Origin of the sequence: Pelomonas caseinilytica, assembly GCF_021353235.1 — a bacterium.
Classification (GTDB): Bacteria; Pseudomonadota; Gammaproteobacteria; order Burkholderiales; family Burkholderiaceae_C; genus Pelomonas; species Pelomonas caseinilytica.
In genome coordinates, this window is the sequence record NZ_JAJTWT010000009.1 from 34,118 (window position 1) to 53,520 (window position 19,403).

At 71.0% G+C, this 19,403-nt stretch carries 18 protein-coding genes; 11 read left to right on the forward strand and 7 right to left on the reverse strand.

Translation table 11 applies throughout. The annotated features are described in order from the left end of the window. Nucleotides 1–89 precede the first annotated feature (89 nt). The gene (locus LXT12_RS19505) at nt 90–1,091 is read left to right on the forward strand and encodes an aldo/keto reductase (protein WP_233393964.1); all 1,002 of its coding nucleotides are present in this window, start codon (nt 90–92) and stop codon (nt 1,089–1,091) included. On the opposite strand, the gene LXT12_RS19510 is transcribed toward LXT12_RS19505, so the two are convergent. The 4 genes from LXT12_RS19510 to LXT12_RS26950 all read right to left on the reverse strand — a co-directional run bounded on the left by LXT12_RS19510 (nt 1,081) and on the right by LXT12_RS26950 (nt 5,769). After that, nucleotides 1,081–2,313 (reverse strand): MFS transporter, encoded by a 1,233-nt coding sequence (locus LXT12_RS19510; protein ID WP_233393965.1) that lies wholly within the window; start codon nt 2,311–2,313, stop codon nt 1,081–1,083. The two genes, LXT12_RS19505 and LXT12_RS19510, sit on opposite strands and share 11 nt — an antisense overlap. 178 nt (nt 2,314–2,491) lie before the next feature. Further along, on the reverse strand, nt 2,492–2,770 hold the full coding sequence (locus LXT12_RS19515) for a hypothetical protein (RefSeq protein ID WP_233393966.1): 279 nt from the start codon (nt 2,768–2,770) through the stop codon (nt 2,492–2,494). 145 nt (nt 2,771–2,915) lie between these two features. Then, nucleotides 2,916–4,010, reverse strand: a complete 1,095-nt coding sequence (locus LXT12_RS19520) for a DNA glycosylase AlkZ-like family protein (RefSeq protein WP_233393967.1) — start codon at nt 4,008–4,010, stop codon at nt 2,916–2,918. Next, the gene (locus LXT12_RS26950) at nt 3,994–5,769 is read right to left on the reverse strand and encodes a diguanylate cyclase domain-containing protein (protein WP_304622775.1); all 1,776 of its coding nucleotides are present in this window, start codon (nt 5,767–5,769) and stop codon (nt 3,994–3,996) included. The genes LXT12_RS19520 and LXT12_RS26950 overlap by 17 nt, the downstream gene beginning before the upstream one ends. A 175-nt stretch (nt 5,770–5,944) precedes the next feature. Here LXT12_RS26950 and yajC point away from each other — a divergent pair, with 175 nt between their 5' ends. Genes yajC through LXT12_RS19545 form a run of 4 tightly spaced genes read left to right on the forward strand, consistent with a single transcriptional unit; the run spans nt 5,945 to nt 11,764 of the window. Continuing rightward, nucleotides 5,945–6,268, forward strand: coding sequence for a preprotein translocase subunit YajC (yajC, locus tag LXT12_RS19530; protein ID WP_233393968.1), 324 nt, complete (start codon nt 5,945–5,947; stop codon nt 6,266–6,268). Between the two features lie 55 nt (nt 6,269–6,323). Next, nucleotides 6,324–8,204, forward strand: a complete 1,881-nt coding sequence (secD, locus tag LXT12_RS19535) for a protein translocase subunit SecD (protein ID WP_233393969.1) — start codon at nt 6,324–6,326, stop codon at nt 8,202–8,204. Between the two features lie 11 nt (nt 8,205–8,215). After that, nucleotides 8,216–9,250 (forward strand): protein translocase subunit SecF, encoded by a 1,035-nt coding sequence (gene secF, locus LXT12_RS19540; protein WP_233393970.1) that lies wholly within the window; start codon nt 8,216–8,218, stop codon nt 9,248–9,250. 45 nt (nt 9,251–9,295) lie between these two features. Next, nucleotides 9,296–11,764 (forward strand): DUF1631 family protein, encoded by a 2,469-nt coding sequence (locus tag LXT12_RS19545; protein WP_233393971.1) that lies wholly within the window; start codon nt 9,296–9,298, stop codon nt 11,762–11,764. Between the two features lie 146 nt (nt 11,765–11,910). Here the strand turns inward: LXT12_RS19545 and LXT12_RS19550 are convergent, their stop codons facing one another. The 3 genes from LXT12_RS19550 to LXT12_RS19560 all read right to left on the reverse strand — a co-directional run bounded on the left by LXT12_RS19550 (nt 11,911) and on the right by LXT12_RS19560 (nt 14,739). After that, a complete protein-coding gene (locus LXT12_RS19550; RefSeq protein WP_233393972.1) occupies nt 11,911–12,363 on the reverse strand; it encodes a Smg family protein in 453 nt (150 codons plus the stop codon). Between the two features lie 86 nt (nt 12,364–12,449). Continuing rightward, nucleotides 12,450–13,553 (reverse strand): DNA-processing protein DprA, encoded by a 1,104-nt coding sequence (dprA, locus tag LXT12_RS19555; RefSeq protein ID WP_233393973.1) that lies wholly within the window; start codon nt 13,551–13,553, stop codon nt 12,450–12,452. Between the two features lie 13 nt (nt 13,554–13,566). Further along, nucleotides 13,567–14,739, reverse strand: coding sequence for a LysM peptidoglycan-binding domain-containing protein (locus LXT12_RS19560; protein ID WP_233393974.1), 1,173 nt, complete (start codon nt 14,737–14,739; stop codon nt 13,567–13,569). Nucleotides 14,740–14,865: 126 nt separating this feature from the next. Between LXT12_RS19560 and def the strand changes: the two genes are divergently transcribed. From def to LXT12_RS19590, 6 genes are all read left to right on the forward strand, one after another. Continuing rightward, the gene (def, locus tag LXT12_RS19565; RefSeq protein WP_233393975.1) at nt 14,866–15,402 is read left to right on the forward strand and encodes a peptide deformylase; all 537 of its coding nucleotides are present in this window, start codon (nt 14,866–14,868) and stop codon (nt 15,400–15,402) included. 7 nt (nt 15,403–15,409) lie between these two features. Continuing rightward, entirely contained in the window at nt 15,410–16,354 is a 945-nt protein-coding gene (fmt, locus tag LXT12_RS19570) for a methionyl-tRNA formyltransferase (RefSeq protein WP_233393976.1), read from the forward strand. Nucleotides 16,355–16,412: 58 nt separating this feature from the next. Then, entirely contained in the window at nt 16,413–17,267 is an 855-nt protein-coding gene (htpX, locus tag LXT12_RS19575) for a zinc metalloprotease HtpX (protein ID WP_233393977.1), read from the forward strand. A gap of 36 nt (nt 17,268–17,303) precedes the next feature. Further along, nucleotides 17,304–17,666, forward strand: a complete 363-nt coding sequence (locus LXT12_RS19580) for a hypothetical protein (RefSeq protein WP_233393978.1) — start codon at nt 17,304–17,306, stop codon at nt 17,664–17,666. Nucleotides 17,667–17,781: 115 nt separating this feature from the next. Next, entirely contained in the window at nt 17,782–18,537 is a 756-nt protein-coding gene (locus LXT12_RS19585; protein ID WP_233393979.1) for a head GIN domain-containing protein, read from the forward strand. Nucleotides 18,538–18,684: 147 nt separating this feature from the next. Next, complete coding sequence (locus LXT12_RS19590) at nt 18,685–19,401, forward strand: AzlC family ABC transporter permease (RefSeq protein ID WP_233393980.1); 717 nt, start codon at nt 18,685–18,687, stop codon at nt 19,399–19,401. Nucleotides 19,402–19,403: the final 2 nt, after the last annotated feature.

Genomic DNA, 19,403 nt, shown 5'->3' on the forward strand with positions numbered 1-19,403 from the left:
GGCAAGACGGCGCGAGATTCGTGCTGTGCGGCCCGGCGCCCTTTTCCTAAGCTGTCGGCATCCCTCGACGCTTCATCCAAGGAGTCCTCATGACGTCATCGAATCTTCCCCGCCGCCGCCTCGGCTCGGCAGGCCCCGAGGTCTCGGCCCTCGGCCTGGGCTGCATGGGCATGTCCGATTTCTACGGCCCCGCCGACGACGCCCAGTCGCTGGCAGTGCTGCACCATGCCCTGGACATCGGCATCGACTTCCTCGACACGGCCGACATGTACGGCGTCGGTGCCAACGAAAGCTTGCTGGCGCGGCTGCTGGCCGAGCGCCGCGACGAGGTCGTCGTCGCCACCAAGTTCGGCCACGTGCGGGCCGCTGACGGCACGGTCGTGCGCATCGACGGCAGCCCCGCCTACGTGCGCCAGGCCTGCGACGCCAGCCTCGACCGGCTGGGCGTGGACCACATCGACCTCTACTACCAGCACCGCGTCGACAAGACCGTGCCCATCGAGGAGACCGTGGGCGCCATGGCCGAGCTGGTCAAGGCCGGCAAGGTCAGGCACCTGGGGCTGTCCGAAGCCTCGGCCGCCACCATCCGCCGCGCCCACGCCGTGCACCCCATCGCGGCGGTGCAGACGGAGTATTCGCTGTGGACGCGCGACGTCGAGGCCGAGGTCCTGCCCACCTGCCGCCAGCTCGGCATCGCCCTGGTGCCCTACAGCCCGCTGGGCCGCGGCTTCCTCACCGGCGCCATCCGCTCGGCCGAGCAGCTCGCGCCCGACGACCGCCGCCGCATCCATCCGCGCTTCCAGGGCGACAACCTCGAGCACAACCTCGCGCTGGCCGATGCCCTGAAGGCCCTGGCCGCCGAATGGAGTTACACGCCGGCCCAGCTCGCGCTGGCCTGGCTGCTTGACCAGGGCGAAGACATCGTGCCCATCCCCGGCACGCGCAGCATCGCCCGGCTGGACGAGAACGCGCTGGCCGCCCGCATCCATCTCGACGACGCCCGGCGCGCGCGCCTGGCCGCGCTGCTGGAAGCCCATGCCGTGGCCGGCACGCGCTATCCCGAGATGCAGATGAAGACGGTCAACGTCTAGCGGCCGTCATGCTGCGGTAGGCCCAGAAGCGCGGCAGCAGGAAGCCGGTGGCGATGACGCCGGCAAGGCAGATGGCACCGCCCATCCAGATGGCCGGCGCCACGCCCCAGGCGTCGGCCATGAAGCCGGCCCGCGCATTGCCGACCAGCGGGCCGGTCAGGTAGCTGATCATCTCGATGCCGGCCAGCCGCCCGCGCAGCGGGTTCGGGATGGTCTCGTTCCAGATCGTGCCGCGGAACACGCCGCTGACCATGTCGGCCGCGCCGGCCACGGCCAGGCAAACCAGGCCGAGCAGCAGGCTGGGCGCCACGCCCAGGGCGACGATGCCCAGGGCCCAGACGGCCGCCGCGATGACGACGGCGCGGCCGTGGCGGCCGACCTTGCCGGTCCAGCCGCTGAACAGGCCGATGACGAGGGCACCGACCGACATGGCCGACAGCAGCCAGCCCACCGACTCGGTGCGCCCGTCGGCCGCCGCCATGGCCGGGAACAGGGCGACGGGGAAGGCGAAGGCCATCGCGACGATGTCGACGATGTAGGTGCCCATCAGCTCGGGCCGTGCCCAGGCGAAGCGCAGGCCCTCGGCCAGGTCGGCCAGCAGGTGGGGCCGGTCGGCGGGCGCGTCGACCATGCCTATGGCCTCGCGCGGGATGCGCGAGATGAAGAACAGCGCGGCCAGGAAGGTCGCAAGGTCGAAGGCATAGGCGCCCACGGCGCCCCATTTCGCCAGCATCAGCCCCGCCAGGGCCGGGCCGGCCACCATGCCCACCGTGCCGCGCACCGACGACAGCGCCGCCACGGCCGCGAACTCCTCGGGCCGGGCCAGCTTCTGCGTCAGCGCCTCCAGCGCCGGGCGATGGAAGCCGCTGGCGCCCTGGAGCACGGCCACCAGCGCGTAGATGGCCAGCACGCTGGGCGTGGCGCTCAGCGCGTTGGCGAGCAGACCGGCCAGGCACAGGGCCATCAAGGCCTCGGAGGCCAGCAGCAGCCGCTTGCGGTCCACACGGTCCGCCACCGCGCCGCCCAGCAGGCCGCAGACGACGACGGGGATCAACTGCACCAGTCCCAGCAGCCCGACCTGGGCGTTGGAGCGCGTCAGCTCGTAGAGCTGCCAGGGCACGGCCACATAGCTGACCATGGTGCCCAGGCCCGAAATGAACTGGCTGGCGAAGAGGCGGCGGAACGGAAGATTGCGGCGCAGCGGGCCGATGTCGAGGAGCATGGCGGCGGACTGTAGCCAGGGGAGGGTGCGACGGGCCGCGGCGGTGTTTGGGGGAGTGCGCCGGGGCGGCGGGCGATCCTGGGCGGAGACAGCGCAAGGCCTGATGAAGCGCCCCGAAGCCGACGTTCAACCTTTGACTTAAGCAGCGTGCGGTTGGCGCGACCGCTTGAAAGCATGGTTAGTTTGGAGAGCCGCGGCGCTGAACATGATGACGTGAATAGACCCAAAGCATGAGCCAGAGCGAGATTGGCACGGCCACCCAGAGCAGCAATTGACACCAGAAAAGGCCGATGCCAAGCAACGGAAGAAGATTGACACCGCCCGCGAAGCAGGGAGCGAGAGCTTTGAGATTGCCGGAACATCCAAAGTGCTCGTAGGCCCACACCGCCAGTTGCCAGCCACCAAAGGTGACGATGGCAGGTAGCCCAGCAAGGACATAGCGTAGGTATATGTTCACGAGCAATCTAACGTGGTGTCGTATGCGGACGTTAACGATTTCTGCCCAACATCTGACCACGCGAAGGATAGCCCTGGGCCCGCAGTGCGCCCCTTAAGCGGATGCAAGCCAGCGGCAGCTGCTTACCGTGAGCCCCTTGCCAAGCTCACGGCACTTCAGCTCCCAGAAACACCGCCATCCTCCCGACCTCTTCCTCCAGCGCGGCCCTGAACCCCGCCTCACGCGGCGCCCGGCCGGCGACGTAGCCGCAGTCCACCTGCAGGCGGCCGTCGCGCACGGCGGCGTTGGCCCAGCCGATGACCTGGTCGCGCCACAGCAGGGGCAGGGCGTAGTGGCCGCGCACCCGCTTGGCGGCCGGGGTGTAGGCCTCGAAGCGGTAGGCCCAGCCCCACAGCAGCTCGAAGCGGCGGCGGTCCCAGACGACCGGGTCGAAGGGCGCCAGCAGCCGCACCTGCGAGGGGATGCGCCAGCCGCGTGTCGGGTCTTCGCCCGCCGGCCAATACCAGTCCACGCCCTCGACCCGCGCGTGCGACAGGCGCTCGCGGGCGCGTGCGAAGGTGGGCTTGCGCAGCGCCTGCCACTGGTGAGCGCCGTGGAAAAGCATGTTGATCAGCTGCGACAGGCTGCCCGCGGGCAGCGGGGCGTACTTCTGCACCAGCACGTCGGCCAGGGCGTCCATGGCCTGCTGGGGGTCGGGGTGGGGCTCCCAGGCAGGGGCCAGGCGGTAGACCCGCGTGCCGCTGTCGCGCCGCACGACGTCCAGGTGGCCGCGGTAGTGCAGGCCGTCGAGCAGTTCGGTGGACAGCCGGCTGTTGCCGCCGAACCAGTTCTTCACCGGGCCATGGCCCAGGGCCGCGTCGACCTCGGCCGGATGGGCCTCGCCCAGACGTTCCACCTCGGCCAGCACGGCGCGGGCGAGCTTCCAGCGCGCCTTGTCCCAGACCCGGTGCGTCGTGCGCGGATGCATCAGCGCGCGCAGCTCGGGCGTGACGAAGCCGTAGTTGATGAAGAAGTCCTCCTGCAGCGGCAGGCGCGGGTAGCGCCGCTCCAGGTCGCCGGCGCGGTAGCCCTTGACGCGGTGGCGCAGCGTGAGGTCCTGGGCGCGTGCCGGGGCACGCAGCGGGTCGGCCTGCACGAAGCCGCCGAGGCGCTGCACGGCCTGCATCAGCGTCGTCGGCGTGAAGAGGCTGCGCGCGACGGCGTGGCGGCGCAGGTCGGCGAGGTCAGGCGTCGGGGGCATGGGCGGCTCGTTGGCGGGCAAGCATGTCGGTTTCGGCGTGGCGCAGCAGCGACTCGCTGTCCTGGCCGTCGTCCGGGTAGACGGCCACGCCGATGCTGACGCTGACGGCGTGTCCGGGCGGTGCGCCGGCGGCGATGTCCTGGAGCGGCTGGCTCAGGGCGGTCTCGAGGTGCAGCCGGGCGGCTTCGGCGTCGGCCCGGTCCTCGACAGATTCGAGCAGCAGCACGAACTCGTCGCCGGCGTAGCGGGCGACGAGGTCGCCGCTGCGCACGCCGGCGCGCAGGCGCTGGCCCACCTCTCTCAGCACCGCATCGCCCACGCCCCGGCCGAAACGGTGGTTGATGTCCTTGAGGCGGACGACGTCCACCACCAGGGTGGCGAAGGGCCAGCGGTCGCCGCGGCGGCGCTGCTGCAGGATGCGGTCGTCGACGTGGCGCACGATGGCGCCCCGGTTGGACAGGCCGGTGAGCGGGTCGGTCAGCAGCCGGCGCTGCATGTCGGCGATGCTGCGCGCCAGCTCGCCGATCTCGTCGCGCCGGCCCGCCAGCGCGGTCTCGACGGGCTCTGCGGACCCGGCGGGCTGGCCATCGCCGACGCGGCGGGCCGCCTCGGCGAGCTGGCGCAGCTGGCGCGTGACGAGGCCGAGCACCGCCCAGCCCACCCCCAGGGCCGTGACGGTGGCCAGGCCGGCCAGCACGGCGGCCTGCACGATGCCCTGCCGCGCGCCGGCCAGGAAGTCGGCGCGGGGAACGGCGGCGATGATGAGCCAGTCCAGCCCCAGCACAGGGTCGACACGCGCATAGCCGACCTGCACCGAGCGGCCGTCGCCATCCTTGAAGCTGAGCGTGCGCGGCGTCGTGGCGGCGGCGTCGGCGGCCTTGCCGAGGCCGCGCTCGCGCACGGCGGCGTAGGCCGCGGCCACGAGGCCGTCCGGGCTTTGGCGGGCGTTCAACCGCTCGTGCCCGGCGGCATCCAGCGCCTTGAGGTGGGCGCCGCGCGACACGCCGACGAGCTGCCCGTCGGCCTCGACGACCATGGCGACCGCGTTCTCGCTGAGCGACAGCCGCGACAGCAGGGCGGTGACCTGCCTCAGCGGCAGGTCGGTCGCCGCGACGCCCTCCGGTTCGCCGACGTCGTTGGCCACCCGCTTGGTGCGCGTGACGATGAGGTCCTGGGTGCGGAAGTCCACGTAGACGGGCGTCCAGCCCAGGGCCGAGGGGTGGGCCATGGCGGTGGCATACCAGGGGCGTTCGCGCGGCTCGAACACCTTGTCCTCGGTGACCGGCGAGCGCAGCGGGCCGGCGATGCCGCTGAGGCGGTAGAGGGTGCGCGGGCCTTCGCCGCGGGGGCGCCGGCGCAGCTCGGCCTCTTGTTCGGAGAAGCGCCATAGGCCGATGAATTGACCCTGGCGGTTGCCGTAGTAGACGTAGTTGTTCGGGTCGCGGTGCACCGAGGTGGCCAGCCAGAAGCGTTCGCGCAGGGCGCCGGCCTCGGTGTCCAGGCGGTCGGGCGCGGCCACGCCGGTCGGGAAGGCTGCCTCCAGCACGGCGTCGGCGCCGCCGACATGGCGTTCCAGCGAGACCGCGATGCGGCCGACCGCCTCGACGAGGAGCTGCGCCGACAGGCTGTCCACGGTGTCACGCCCGGCCCGCCACGACAGCAGGCCCATCAGCAAGGCCAGCGCCAGCACGAGCGCGGCATAGGGCAGGGTCAGCAGGCGGCGCAGGGTCAGGCGCTCTGGCAGCATCCTCGTGGGCATTTCGTAATCGAAGGCTCCGCTCGGTTGGGCGTGCCGCGGCGGCGGGCCGCGGCCGGCGCAGGTTATCAGGGCGCCGGGCGGCGGGGCAGCCTTGCCCGGTGCCGGGGCGGCCGGGCACTAGAATTCAAGGTTGCTTTGCGGCGGCCCATGTCCGCCCCCACCCTAGGAAATCATCGTGTTCATCTCCAACGCCTACGCCCAGGCCGCCCCGGCCGCCGCCAGCCCCGAGAACGGCCTCCTCGGCATGCTGCCGCTGGTGCTGATGTTCGTCGTCCTCTACTTCGTCATGATCCGGCCGCAGATGAAGCGCCAGAAGGAGCAGAAGGCCATGATCGAGGCCCTGGCCAAGGGCGACGAAGTCGTCACGGCCGGCGGCGTCATCGGCAAGATCAGCAAGCTGGGCGACAACTTCGTGCACCTCGAAGTGGCCAACGGCGTCGAGCTGCAGGTCCAGCGCGGCGCCATCACCCAGGTTCTCCCTAAGGGCAGCTTGAAGTAAGCCTGCCCGGCGCCACCTCCGGGTGCCGCCCGACGCCGACAAGGACGTTTTCCCCATGAACCGCTATCCGCTCTGGAAGTACGCGATCCTGCTCGTCGCGCTGCTGATCGGCACCCTCTACACGCTGCCCAACCTCTTCGGCGAGGCGCCCGCGGTGCAGGTCTCCAGCGCCAAGGTCACCGTCAAGGTCGACAGCGCCTTGCAGGACCGCATCGAGTCCGCGCTGCAGCAGGCCGGCGTCAAGGCGGACTACGTCCAGTTCGACGGCAATTCCATCAAGGCTCGCTTCGGCGACACCGACACGCAGCTCAAGGCCAAGGACGCCATCAACAAGGCGCTGAATCCCGATCCGGCCGAGCCGACCTACATCGTCGCGCTCAACCTGCTGTCGCGGTCGCCGCAATGGCTGTCGGCCCTGCATGCCAACCCGATGTACCTGGGCCTGGACCTGCGCGGCGGCGTGCACTTCCTGATGCAGGTCGACATGAAGGCGGCCCTCACCAAGAAGGCCGAGGCCCTGACCGGCGACGTGCGCGCCCAGCTGCGCGAGAAGAACATCCGCCACGCCGGCATCACCCGCGAGGGCAATGCGGTGCTGATCGCCTTCCGCGACGCCGAGCAGCGCGCCGCCGCCATCGCGCTGCTGCAGGCCCAGGTGCCCGAGGTGACCTGGACACCCCAGGGCGAAGGCAGCGAGCTGCAGCTGGCTGGCACCCTCAGCCCCAAGGCGCAGGTGGCCGTCCAGGAGGCCGCGCTCAAGCAGAACATCACCACCCTGCACAACCGCGTCAACGAACTGGGCGTGGCCGAGCCCGTCATCCAGCAGCAGGGCCTGGACCGCGTCGTCGTGCAGTTGCCAGGCGTGCAGGACACGGCCAAGGCCAAGGACATCATCGGCCGCACCGCGACGCTGGAGCTGCGCATGGTGGACGACAGCGCCGAGGCGCTGGAGGCCCTCAAGGGCAACGGCCCCGTGCCCTTCGGCACCGAGCGCTTCATGGACCGCGGCTTCGGGCCCATCATCGTCAAGCGCCAGGTCATCCTGACCGGCGACAGCCTGAACGACGCCCAGCCCGGCTTCGACGAGAACCACAACCCCGCCGTGCACCTGACCGTCGACGCCAAGGGCGCGCGGATCATGAAGGACACCTCGCGCGAGAACATCGGCAAGCGCATGGCCATCCTGCTGTTCGAGAAGGGCAAGGGCGAGGTCGTGACGGCGCCCAAGATCAACTCCGAGCTCGGCAACCGCTTCCAGATCTCCGGTGCGATGACGACGCAGGAGGCCAGCGACACGGCCCTGCTGCTGCGCGCCGGCTCGCTGGCCGCGCCGATGGAGATCATCGAGGAGCGCACCATCGGCCCGAGCCTGGGCAAGGAGAACATCGAGAAGGGCATCGCCAGCGTCACCTGGGGCTTCGTCGCCGTGGCGGCGTTCATGTGCGTCTACTACATGCTCTTCGGCGTGTTCTCGTCGCTGGCGCTGGGCTTCAACCTGCTGCTGCTGGTGGCGGCGCTGTCGCTGATGCAGGCCACGCTGTCCCTGCCGGGCATCGCGGCCATCGCCCTGGTGCTGGGCATGGCCATCGACTCCAACGTGCTGATCAACGAGCGCGTGCGCGAGGAACTGCGCGGCGGCGCCACGCCGCAGCAGGCCATCCACCTCGGCTACGAGCGGGCCTGGGCCACCATCCTGGACTCCAACGTCACGACGCTGATCGCCGGCGTGGCGCTGCTGGTGTTCGGCTCCGGCCCGATCAAGGGCTTCGCGGTGGTGCACTGCCTCGGCATCCTGACCTCGATGTTCTCGTCCGTCGTGTTCTCGCGCGGCCTCGTGAACCTTTGGTACGGCCGCCAGAAGAAGCTCAAGAGCGTGTCCATCGGCCAGGTCTGGAAGCCTGAAGCCGAGACGACCGACGTGGCCGCCAAGGCCTGAGAAAGCAAACGATGGAACTCTTTCGCATCAAGCGCGACCTGCCGCTGATGAAGCATGCGTTGATCTTCAACGCCATCTCCTTCATCACCTTCGCCGCCGCCGTGTTCTTCCTGTTCACGCGCCACCTGCATTTCTCCATCGAGTTCACCGGCGGCACCGTCATCGAGGTGGCCTACCCGCAGGCCGCCGAGATCGAGAAGACCCGCCAGGTCGTCGAGAAGATGGGCTTCGGCGAGGTGCAGGTGCAGAACTTCGGCTCCTCGCGCGACGTCATGATCCGCCTGCCGGTGCGCGGCGACGTCAAGCAGACGGAGCTGGTCGGCCGCGTCTTCGGCGAGCTGTGCAAGGCCGAGTCGGGCACCGTCAGCCAGCAGCAGCAGGTCACGCCGCAGGGCGAGCAGGTCAGCAAGCAGGTCTGCACGGCGGCCAACGGCACGGAGCCCCTCAAGCTGTCGCGTTCCGAGGTGGTCGGCCCCGCGGTGGGCGCCGAGCTGGCCCAGGACGCCGCCAAGGCCCTGGCCGTCACGGTGGCCGGCATCATGATCTACCTGGCCATCCGCTTCGAATGGAAGTTCGCGCTGGCGGGCATCATCGCCAACCTGCACGACGTGGTCATCATCCTGGGCTTCTTCGCCTTCTTCCAGTGGGAGTTCTCGCTGGCGGTGCTGGCGGCGGTGCTGGCGGTGCTGGGCTACTCGGTCAACGAGTCGGTGGTCATCTTCGACCGGGTGCGCGAGGCTTTCCGCAAGTTCCGCAAGATGAACACCCACGAGGTGATCGACCACGCCATCACCTCCACGATGAGCCGCACCATCATCACCCACGGCTGCACCCAGCTGATGGTGATCTCCATGCTGCTCTTCGGCGGCCCGACGCTGCACTACTTCGCCGTCGCGCTGACCATCGGCATCCTGTTCGGCATCTACTCCTCGGTCTTCGTGGCCGCGGCCATCGCGATGTGGCTGGGTGTCAAGCGCGAGGACCTGGTGAAGACTGGCGTCAATCGCGACGACCCCAACGACCCGAATGCCGGGGCCGTCGTGTAGAGTGACTGCGAAGCCCAACTCCCGACGCGCAGCCCACTGTCTCCCATGACCGCCGCCCGCAACCAGGCCCTGGCCACCCAGGCACGGCGCGTCTACCTCGAAGCCCTGGTGCGCGGCATGACGCCGCTGGTCGCGGCCGTCGGCCAGGGCGCCGGCCAGTTGCTGTCGCAGGGCGCTCCGCACGCCATCATGCTGGCGCGGCGCGACGCGGTGCAGGCCTGGCAGAAGCTCGGCCCCAACTGGCAGATGGCCGTCGTCGGCGCGCTGCGCCACGCCGCCGTCCATGGCGTCTCCGAGAGCGGACGCGAGCACGACACGGCCGCCGCCTCGTCGCTGAAGATGAGCCTGGTCGATGACTCGACCATCGAGCGCGAGATCACCAGCTCGCGCCTGGCCCTGGTCATGATGGACCGCGCCACCTGGGAGTTCACCGACCTGCGCACCCGCATGCAGGCCCTGGAGGCCCACGACGATCTGGAGCCGCTGGACCTGCTGCGCGCCCACGTCGTGGCCCGCATCGCGCTCGACGCCTGGTCGCGCGTGGGGCTGGACGCCAACATCTGGCAGCTGCTGCACCATGAGCTGCACGAGGAGTTTGCCCAGCTCATCAGCGAGGCCTACCACGAGACCAACCGTTGGCTGATCGCCCAGAAGGTGCTGCCCGAGGTCGACCTGCGCCCTTTCATCCGCCGCACGGCTCCGGCCGCAGCGCCCGCGGTGCCGGTGCCGCCTGCGGCCGCGCCTTCGCCCACGCCGCCCGCCGCCGCCGCGGGGCTCGCGCCGCCGGCACCGGGCGTGGCCGGGCCCGACGAGGTGCAGGCCCCGCGCAGCAAGGCCAGCAGCCAGGCCGAGGAGGTCATGGCGCAGCTGCAGCGCGTGCTGGCTCGCCACGTGCCGGGCTTTCCCGTCACGAAGAGCCAGGTCCCGGCCCGGCCGGGCGGCGGCAAGCCCAGCCTGGCCGGCGTCGGCCAGCCCGGTGCATCGGGCGGGTCGGGCGGCGGGCCGATCACCGGGGGCGGCGAGGGCGGCGCGCGGCCTTCCCTGGCCGATGCCCCGCCGGCCGTTCCGTCGGCTCCCGCCTCGCCGCGGCTGATGGGCGCCATCCGGCACGCCCAGGAATCGCTGCAACGCCGGCCGGCACCAGCCGCCTCGGCCAGCGGGGCCGAGACCACCGCCCAGAGCGCCCCCCGGGCGCTCGAGGAGATCGGCGCCCGCAACCAGGCCTTCAAGCAGGTCCTGAAGCAGGCGGCCAGCACGCCGGCCGAACGCGCCACCATCGAGATCGTGGCGATGATGTTCCAGAGCATCCTGACCGAGGAGCGCATTCCCGCGACGGTCCGGGTGTGGTTCGCGCGGCTGCAGATGCCGGTGCTGCGCGTGGCCGTCAGCGAACCTGACTTCTTCGCGGCGGCCGACCATCCGGCGCGCCGGCTCATCGACCGCATGGGCGCCTGCGTCATGGGCTTCAACACCGCCCAGAGCAGCGGCCCCGGCGCCGAGCGCGCCAGCAACGACGCGCTGGAGCGCGAGATCAAGCGCGTGGTGCAGGTCGTCGAGGCCTACCCCGACACCGGTCGGCGCGTCTTCGCCACCGTGCTGACCGAGTTCGAGAAGTTCCTCGACCACTACTTCGAAAACGAGAACCAGGCCTCCAAGCGCGGCGTGTCCCTGGCCCAGCAGGTCGAGCAGCGCGAGACCCTGGCCATCCAGTACACCATCGAGCTGCGCAAGATGCTGTCCGAGGTGCCGGTGCAGGACGGCGTGCGCGACTTCCTCTTCCACGTCTGGGCCGACGTGCTGGCCGTCACGGCCGTGCGCTCCGGCGCCCAGGCCGACGTCACCAAGTCCATGAAGCGCGCCGCGGCCGACCTGATCTGGAGCGCGAGCGCCAAGTCATCTCGCGAGGAGCGGGCCGAGGTCATCCGCCGCCTGCCGCCCCTGCTCAAGACCCTGCGCGACGGCATGAGCCACGCCGGCCTGGCCATCGACAAGCAGGACGAGCACGTGCGCCAGCTCAACAACGCCCTGGCGGCGGCCTTCACCGCCAAGACGGCGGCCATCCCGCGCGAGCGCCTGGACGAACTGATGGACCAGCTCGAGACGCTGGAAGCCATGCTGCCCGAGGACATCGAGGGCGACAGCCACGTCGACGAGATGCTGGTGCGCGACCTCTCGGGCCACGAGTCCGACGGCATGGAAGTGGTGGCCGAGGGCGGCTCGGCGCCGACGCCGGCCATGGTCGCCTGGGCGCGCGAGCTGCAGGTGGGCGGCTGGTTCATGCTCGACTACCGCGGGCGCAACGAGCAGGTGCAGCTCGCCTGGCGCGGTCTGCGCAAGCAGCTGGCCCTGTTCGTCACGCCCAAGGGCCGCGGCGTGCTGTTCTCGCTGAACCGCATGGCCGCCTTCCTGCAGGCCGGCCTGCTGCTGCCGGCCCAGGACGAAGCCCTGACCGTGCAGGCCACCCGCAAGGCCCTGGCCAAGCTGGATGCCGACCCCGGGCAACTTCTGAAGTGAAACAAGCCCCTCGCCCGGTCTTGCTCCGGCTGAACGCCGGCAAGCCCAGTCGGTTCACGCGCCGTGAATGCAGTGAACTCGGGATGGATCGCTGAAATGACAAACGGCGCCGGTGGCGCCGTTGTGGTCCGCAGGGCCGGTCGGCCCTAGTGGATCAGCCGGTCTTCCGGGGCGACGAAGAGCTCGTCGAGGATGAGGGCGTCGGGCTCCTCGCCCAGGCTCCAGAACACCATCAGCACGATGATCTTCAGGTCTTCGAGGTCCATGGCGTTGCCGCCGATGGCCATGGCGCGGTCGATCACCATCTCGCGCATCGGGCCGGGCAGGACGCCGGCCGATTCCAGGAAGCTGATGAAGCCGATGGAGGCCTCTCCCAGGTGCTCCACCTCGGCAGCGGAATAGACGCGCATCGACAGCGCGCCCTGCTCGCCCTGGTAGGCGTCGCCCGCGGCGGCCAGGCCGTCGAGCCAGTTGAGGGCCTCCTGGATTTCGTCGTTCTCGAAGCCCACGGCCGACAGCTTGCGCGTCAGTTGCGCATGGTCGGGGCAGGCGTCCGGGCGCCAGTAGGTCTCGTAGAGATAAACCAGGACATCGAACATGGTGAGGGGATGATAGCCCAGCGATCCAGCGGCATCGGCCGCGAATAACCCCTCGGTTCCGCCTCTGATATCGGCGGTTAAGCTCGCTATCCCAGGCCGCGCCGCTGGTAGAGCTGGCCGGCCAGCCGTGCCACCCGACCCTCCAGTTCGAGTTCGAGCAAGGCGGCGCTCAGCTCGGCTGCCGGCCAGCCGCAGCGGGCCATCAGCGCGTCCAGGCTGACCGGGTCGAAGCCCATGGCGTCCAGCAGGGCCTGCTGGCCGTGGGGCGGCTCTGGCGCGGGCTCCGTCGGCGCCTTCGGCGCGCGCGGCGTGCCCGGTGCGGGCAGCTCCTCCAGCACGTCCTCGGCGGACTCCACCAGCTTGGCGCCCTGGCGGATCAGGGCATGGCAGCCGCGCGACTGCGGCGAATGGATGGAGCCCGGGATGGCGAAGACCTCGCGCCCCGCCTCGACGGCCAGCCTTGCGGTGATCAGCGAGCCCGACTGCACGGCCGCCTCGACGACGAGGCAGCCCCGCGACAGGCCCGCGATGATGCGGTTGCGCCGCGGGAAGTTGGCCTGCATGACCGGCGTGCCCAGCGAATACTCGCTGACGATGAGGCCGCCGGCGGCGAGCAGCCGTGCGGCGAGTTCCTCGTTGCGGCGCGGGTAGACCTGGTCCAGCCCGGTGCCGACGACGGCGATAGTGGCGCCGCCGGCGTCCAGGGCGCCCTCATGGGCGGCGGCGTCCACGCCCAGGGCTAGGCCGGAGACGATGGTGTAGCCCGCCGCGGCGAGGGCACGGGCGAAGGCCCGGGCGTTGTCGCCGCCCTGGGCCGTCGGGTTGCGGCTGCCGACGATGGCCAGCGACGGCGTGCCCAGCAGCTCCCTTCGGCCCTGCAGCCACAGCAGCAGCGGCGGGTCGGCGGTGGCGAGCAGCGGCGCCGGGTAGTCGGCGTCGCCGAGGGCGAGCAGGCCGTGGCCCGCCTCGGCCAGCCAGGCTTCGGCCTGAACCATCAGCTCGGCGAGGTGCTCGGGCGGTGCAGCCAGGGCCTGGCGCTGCCGGGGCGACAGCACCTGCTCGAGCGCGGCTGCAGGCAGCTCGAACACCGCCTCGGGGCTGCCCGCCATGGCCAGCAGCCGGCGGACGGGGCCGGCGCCGAGGCTCTCGGTCAGCCGCAGCCAGGCGGCCAGCTCGCCGCGGTCCGCCATGGCGCGCCGGCCGTCAGGGCTGGGTGAAGCGGTCGCCGGCCTTGACCGGCTGCTGCACGGAGATGATGAGCGCATAGGACACGCGCTCGTAGACCTCGAAGACGAACAGGATGCCGTGGCGTTCGTCGGGCAGCTTGATGGCCTCGGCCTTCTCGGCCGTGGTGTCGCGCACGACCGGGCCGTCGCGCCACAGGGCGAAGACGTGGCCGCGCTCGACGCCGTCGCGCTTGCCGCGGTTCAGGGCCACGATCTGGTTCTGGCCCGCGTTCAGCGCGTCGCCGTAGAGCGCCACGATCTGACCCGCGAGGGCCTTGTCGGGCGCATGCGGCACGTAGCGGTCCAGGTTGCGCTGCGGTGCCGGGGCGAGGCGGTCGCCGATGCCGACCTCCTGCTTGGTCAGGCGGATCTTGAGCGTGGCCGGGATGACGTCGGTGTTGCCGTCGGCGCGCGGGCGGTCCTCGGCGGGGCGGATCAGGTCGGCCGTGCCGACGTAGGGAGCCTCGTAGCCGAGGATCTCGCGGGTGGCCGGATCGATCAGCGGGCGGGAGTTGCGGAAGATGCGGAAGTCGGTCGCGCCGCCGAAGTCGCCGCGGGCATAGGCCAGGTCGCCCTGGCCGAGCACGACATGACCCTCCTGGGCGGCGACGATGCGCGGCGCCTTGGCCAGCTCGTCGGTGTCGAAGACGACCGTGTCGGTCAGGAAGGGCTGGATCAGGGCCAGCGGGATGGTCGGGATGGGATTGGCGTCCAGCGCCGAGATGCGCATCTGCGGGCTCAGCTTGACGGTGTCGTTCGCGGCACCGGCACCGACGCGCTGGCCGAACTCCAGCCGGGCGCGGCCGTCGACCTTGACCAGCACCAGCATCTGCCCCGGGTAGATCAGGTGGGGATTGCGGATCTGCTCGCGGTTCATGCCCCAGAGCTCGGGCCAGCGCCAGGGGCTCTTCAGGAAGAGCTTGGAGATGTCCCAGAGCGTGTCACCGGGCTTGACGGTGTAGGTGTCGGGCGCGGAAGGCGCCAGTTCCGACAGCGGCACGCCCGCGGCGGCGACCTGGTCGGCCACCCGGCGCTGCTCGGGGGTGACGGGCAGCTTGCTGGCTTGGGCCCAGGCCGTGGCCGTCGCGAGGGTCAGGCAGGCTGAAAGGACGGCAGTGACGGCGAGGGGGGCGGGGCGTGCTGCGGGCATCGGGCGCGGTCTCCGAGGGGATTGCCGGATCGGCGAAAATCCGGGTGATTCTGCCCGCATTCAACCCGGCCGGCCCCCGCTTGCGAGTGCTTACAAAGCATCGGCCGTGGCCGCGGGCCCACACCCATGGCACAACTGCACATCCTCCGCTACCCCGACCCGCGCCTGCACACCGTCGCCAAGCCCGTCGCCGAGGTGGACGCCCGCATCCGCCAGCTCGTCGACGACATGCTGGAAACCATGTACGCCGCCGACGGCGTCGGCCTGGCCGCGACGCAGGTCGACGTGCACGAGCGCGTCATCGTCATCGACACCTCCCAGGACCGCGACACCCCCCGCGTGCTCATCAACCCCGAGATCATCAAGATGAGCGAGCGCATGGTCGAGGGCGAGGAGGGCTGCCTGTCCGTGCCCCAGATCTACGACAAGGTGCCCCGCCACGCCGAGGTCACGGTGCGCGCCACCAACCGCGACGGCGAGGCCTACGAGTTCGACGCCGACGGGCTGCTGGCCGTCTGCGTGCAGCACGAGATGGACCACCTCATGGGCAAGGTCTTCGTCGAATACCTCAGCCCCCTCAAGCGCGACCGCATCAAGACCAAGATGATCAAGAAGACGCGCGAGGAGGAGGCTGAATCGCGCAAGCGCCTGCAGCGCCTCTGAGCGGGCCATGCGCATCGTCTTCGCCGGCACGCCGGAGTTCGCCGCCGTCGCCCTCGACGCCCTTCTCGCCGGGGGTTTCACCGTTCCGTTGGTGCTGACCCAGCCCGACCGGCCCGCCGGCCGCGGCATGAAGCTGCAGGCCTCGCCGGTCAAGCAGCGGGCCCTCGCCGCGGGCATCCCGGTGACGCAGCCGCAGGGGCTCAGGCTCGACGGCAAGTACGCGGCCGATGCCGCCGCGGCGCGGGAGGCCCTGCAGGCCGCGGCGCCCGACCTCATGGTCGTGGCCGCCTACGGCCTCATCCTGCCGCAGTGGGTGCTGGACCTGCCGGCGCAGGGCTGCCTCAACATCCACGCCTCGCTGCTGCCGCGCTGGCGCGGCGCGGCGCCCATCCATCGCGCCATCGAGGCCGGCGACGCCGAGACCGGCATCACCATCATGCAGATGGATGCGGGCCTGGACACCGGGGCGATGTGCGTCGTCGAGCGCCTGGCCATCCGCCCCGATGACACCACCGCGACCCTGCACGACCGCCTGGCCGCCCTGGGCGGGCGGCTCATCGTCGAGGCCCTGGAGATGGCCGCCTGCGGCGGCCTGCCGCACACGCCCCAGCCGGCCGAGGGCGTGACCTATGCGCACAAGATCGAGAAGGCCGAAGCCGCCATCGACTGGACGCGGCCTGCCGCCGAGATCGAGCGGCGGCTGCGCGCCTTCGACCCCTTCCCCGGCGGCGTGGCCACTCTGGCCGGCGAGGCCGTCAAGGTCTGGCGTGCCGAGGTCGTCGAGGGCCGCGGCCAGCCCGGCGAGGTCATCGCCACGGGACCGGTCGTCGCCTGCGGCGAGGGCGCGCTGCGGCTGACTGAACTGCAGCGCGCTGGTGGCAAGCGCGGCCCGGCGGCGGCCTTCCTGCAGTCCCGGCCCATGGCCGTGGGCGAACGCTTCGGCGCGGCTTGAAACCCCGCGGGCGTGGCACCATCTGCCACGTCACCCTCATTTCCTGGAGCCCGCCGCGATGTTCAACCTCGTGAAGACCGCCATCCTGATGGCCGCCATCACGGCGCTGTTCATGGCCGTCGGCGCCATGGTCGGCGGGCGTACCGGCATGCTGGTCGCCCTGGCGCTGGCCGTGGGCATGAACTTCTTCAGCTACTGGTTCTCGGCCGACATGGTGCTGAGGATGTACAACGCCCGCGAGGTCGACGCGGGCAGCGCGCCGCAGTTCTACCGGCTGGTGCAGGAGCTGGCCGCGCGCGGCGGCCTGCCGGCGCCCAAGGTCTACCTCATCGACGAGGAGGCGCCCAACGCCTTCGCCACCGGCCGCAACCCCGAGCATGCCGCCGTGGCCGCCACGACCGGCATCCTGCGCCTGCTGTCCGAGCGCGAACTGCGCGGCGTCATGGCGCACGAGCTGGCCCACGTCGCCCACCGCGACATCCTGATCAGCACGGTCAGCGCCACGATGGCCGGCGCCATCTCCATGCTGGCCAACTTCGCCACGATCTTCGGCGGACGCGACGAGAACGGCCGCCCCGCCAACCCGCTGGCCGGCCTGGCCGTGGCCCTGCTCGCGCCGCTGGCGGCCAGCCTCATCCAGATGGCCATCAGCCGCGCGCGCGAGTTCGAGGCCGACCGCGGGGGCGCCGAACTCTCCGGCGACCCGGCGGCCCTGGCCTCGGCGCTGCAGAAGATCCACCACTACGCCCAGGGCATCCCGCTCGCGCCGGCCGAGGCCCACCCCGAGACGGCGCAGATGATGATCATGAACCCGCTGTCCGGCGGCGGCTTGCGGGGCCTGTTCTCCACCCACCCGTCCACCGAGGAACGCGTCGCCCGGCTGATGGCCATGGCCCAGGGCCGGGCGGCCTGACTCAAGTTGCCGCGCGGGCTGCCGATACCAGTCAGGATGAAGCGCCTCCTCCTCGCCCTGCCCCTGCTCGCGGTCCTGTCGGCCTGCGAGCAGCTGGGCATCGACGACCCCGTCAAGGTTGCCGCCGCCAAGGAGGCCGATGCCAAGGCCATCGGCGGCGCCTGTCGGCACGCCCTGCGGGCGATCGAGGACTGCTACCTGCTCAATCCCAAGGCCCAGAAGGCGGCGGTCTACGCCGGCTGGCGGGAGATGGACGAGTACATGCGCGAGAACAAGATCGAGGGCATCGCCCCGGTCGTGCCGCGCCCCGGCCAGGCCAAGCCGGCCGCCGAGGAGGCCGAGGCCAAGCCTGCCGACAAGCCGGCCGACAAAGCCGCCGACAAGCCCAAGGCCCACTGAGCAGCCCGGGCCAGCTGCATTTCAGCCCCACGATCCTGCGCATCGTCGCGTCGGCCCTGGCGCGGCGCCCTAACGGCGGCAAGATGCGGCCATCGCAATCCCGATGGAGCCCGCCATGACCCCGAACCGCCGCCACTTCGCCTTCGGCCTCGCCACCCTCGCCGCCGTGCTCGCCGTCCCCGCCGGGGCCTGGAGCTGGAACAGCGGTGAGCGTGTCCAGGGCAACGGCGACATCGCCACCGAAGCCCGCGACCCGGGCGCCTTCGACGGCGTCTCCACGGTCAGCGGCTTCAACATCGTCATCCGCCAAGGCTCGTCCAACAAGGTCGAGGTCAAGGCCGACCGCAACCTGCTGCCCTACATCGAGACCCGCGTCGTCGACGGCGGCAAGGGGCGCACGCTGGAGATCCAGCCCAAGAAGGGCTACAACCTGCAGACCTCGACCACGCCGAGCTTCACCATCGAGATGCCGGCCCTGCGCGCCGTCTCGGTGGCCGGCTCGGGCACCATCAAGGTCGAGGCGATGAAGACCGCCGGCGTCGACGCCGCCATCGCCGGCTCGGGCGACATCCGCTTCGCCGGCCTGGACGCCGAACGCCTGGGCATGAAGGTCAGCGGCAGCGGCAACATCATCGCCGCCGGGCGCTGCGGCAATGCCAACGTCTCCATCGCCGGCAGCGGCGACGTCAAGGCCGCGGAACTGGCGGCCGAGGAAGTCAAGGTCAGCATCGCCGGCAGCGGCGACGCCCTCGTGCAGGCCACCAAGCGGCTGAACGTGTCCATCGCCGGCAGCGGCGACGTGAAGTACGTCGGTTCGCCCGAGATCAGCTCCTCCATCGCCGGCAGCGGCAAAGTCCGGAAGATGAATTGACCACCCCCTACCGGCTTCGCCGGCCCCCTCAAGGGGGCGCCGCCAGTGGCCTGGCAAAGCCAGTTCCACGGCGGCCGCTGGAGGGGCGGCGGGCGCGTTGCGCCGCCTGTTTTTTGGGGGGGGGGAGCACGCCGCCACAATGGCGGGATGAGCTTCACGAGCAGGCTGCGCGCGCTGGCGGCCGACCCTGATTTCCGTACCGGTGCGCGCGACATGGCTTCGCCATCGCTGGGACTGGCCGCCTGGGGCCTGGTGACCGGCGTGACCATGATCAAGAGCGGACTGGCCCTGCCGCTGGCCATGGGCATGTCGCTGCTGGTGTTCGCCGGCAGCGCCCAGCTGACGGCCCTGCCGCTGATCGCCTCCGGCGCCCCGCTGTGGGTGCTGCTGGCCACAGCCTTCTGCGTCAACCTGCGCTTTGTCATTTTCAGCGCCCAGTGGCGCAACTACTTCGGCCACCTGCCGCGGCTCCAGCGCTTGCTGCACGGCTATTTCGCCGCGGACCTGAACTTCGTCTACTTCGTGAGGCGTTATCCCGAGCCGCGCCCAGGCCCGGGACAGCGGCGTTACTTCTGGGGCGGCGTGGCGGTCAACTGGCCGACCTGGCAGGCCGCCTCCTTCGCCGGCATCCTGCTGGCCGACCGCATCCCGGCCCACTGGGGCATCGGCTTCGCCGGCGTGCTCGCCCTGCTGGGCCTGTCCTACTCGCTGCTGACCGAACGCGTGCTCTGGTGGGTGGCGGTCACGGCCGGCGCGGTGTCCGTCGCGACCTACAACTTGCCGCTCAAGCTCAACATCCTGTGCGCCATCGTGGCCGCCGGTGCGGTGGGCTGGTGGCTGGACGCGCGAAGGGGCCGGGCATGAGC

Bases quoted from the DNA above. Each gene is read 5' to 3' on its own strand.
- LXT12_RS19505 (WP_233393964.1), top strand. From the start codon at position 90: ATGACGTCATCGAATCTTCCCCGCCGCCGCCTCGGCTCGGCAGGCCCC.
- LXT12_RS19510 (WP_233393965.1), bottom strand. From the start codon at position 2,313: ATGCTCCTCGACATCGGCCCGCTGCGCCGCAATCTTCCGTTCCGCCGC.
- LXT12_RS19520 (WP_233393967.1), bottom strand. From the start codon at position 4,010: ATGCCCCCGACGCCTGACCTCGCCGACCTGCGCCGCCACGCCGTCGCG.
- LXT12_RS26950 (WP_304622775.1), bottom strand. From the start codon at position 5,769: ATGCCCACGAGGATGCTGCCAGAGCGCCTGACCCTGCGCCGCCTGCTG.
- secD (WP_233393969.1), top strand. From the start codon at position 6,324: ATGAACCGCTATCCGCTCTGGAAGTACGCGATCCTGCTCGTCGCGCTG.
- secF (WP_233393970.1), top strand. From the start codon at position 8,216: ATGGAACTCTTTCGCATCAAGCGCGACCTGCCGCTGATGAAGCATGCG.
- LXT12_RS19545 (WP_233393971.1), top strand. From the start codon at position 9,296: ATGACCGCCGCCCGCAACCAGGCCCTGGCCACCCAGGCACGGCGCGTC.
- LXT12_RS19550 (WP_233393972.1), bottom strand. From the start codon at position 12,363: ATGTTCGATGTCCTGGTTTATCTCTACGAGACCTACTGGCGCCCGGAC.
- dprA (WP_233393973.1), bottom strand. From the start codon at position 13,553: ATGGCGGACCGCGGCGAGCTGGCCGCCTGGCTGCGGCTGACCGAGAGC.
- LXT12_RS19560 (WP_233393974.1), bottom strand. From the start codon at position 14,739: ATGCCCGCAGCACGCCCCGCCCCCCTCGCCGTCACTGCCGTCCTTTCA.
- def (WP_233393975.1), top strand. From the start codon at position 14,866: ATGGCACAACTGCACATCCTCCGCTACCCCGACCCGCGCCTGCACACC.
- fmt (WP_233393976.1), top strand. From the start codon at position 15,410: ATGCGCATCGTCTTCGCCGGCACGCCGGAGTTCGCCGCCGTCGCCCTC.
- htpX (WP_233393977.1), top strand. From the start codon at position 16,413: ATGTTCAACCTCGTGAAGACCGCCATCCTGATGGCCGCCATCACGGCG.
- LXT12_RS19580 (WP_233393978.1), top strand. From the start codon at position 17,304: ATGAAGCGCCTCCTCCTCGCCCTGCCCCTGCTCGCGGTCCTGTCGGCC.
- LXT12_RS19585 (WP_233393979.1), top strand. From the start codon at position 17,782: ATGACCCCGAACCGCCGCCACTTCGCCTTCGGCCTCGCCACCCTCGCC.
- LXT12_RS19590 (WP_233393980.1), top strand. From the start codon at position 18,685: ATGAGCTTCACGAGCAGGCTGCGCGCGCTGGCGGCCGACCCTGATTTC.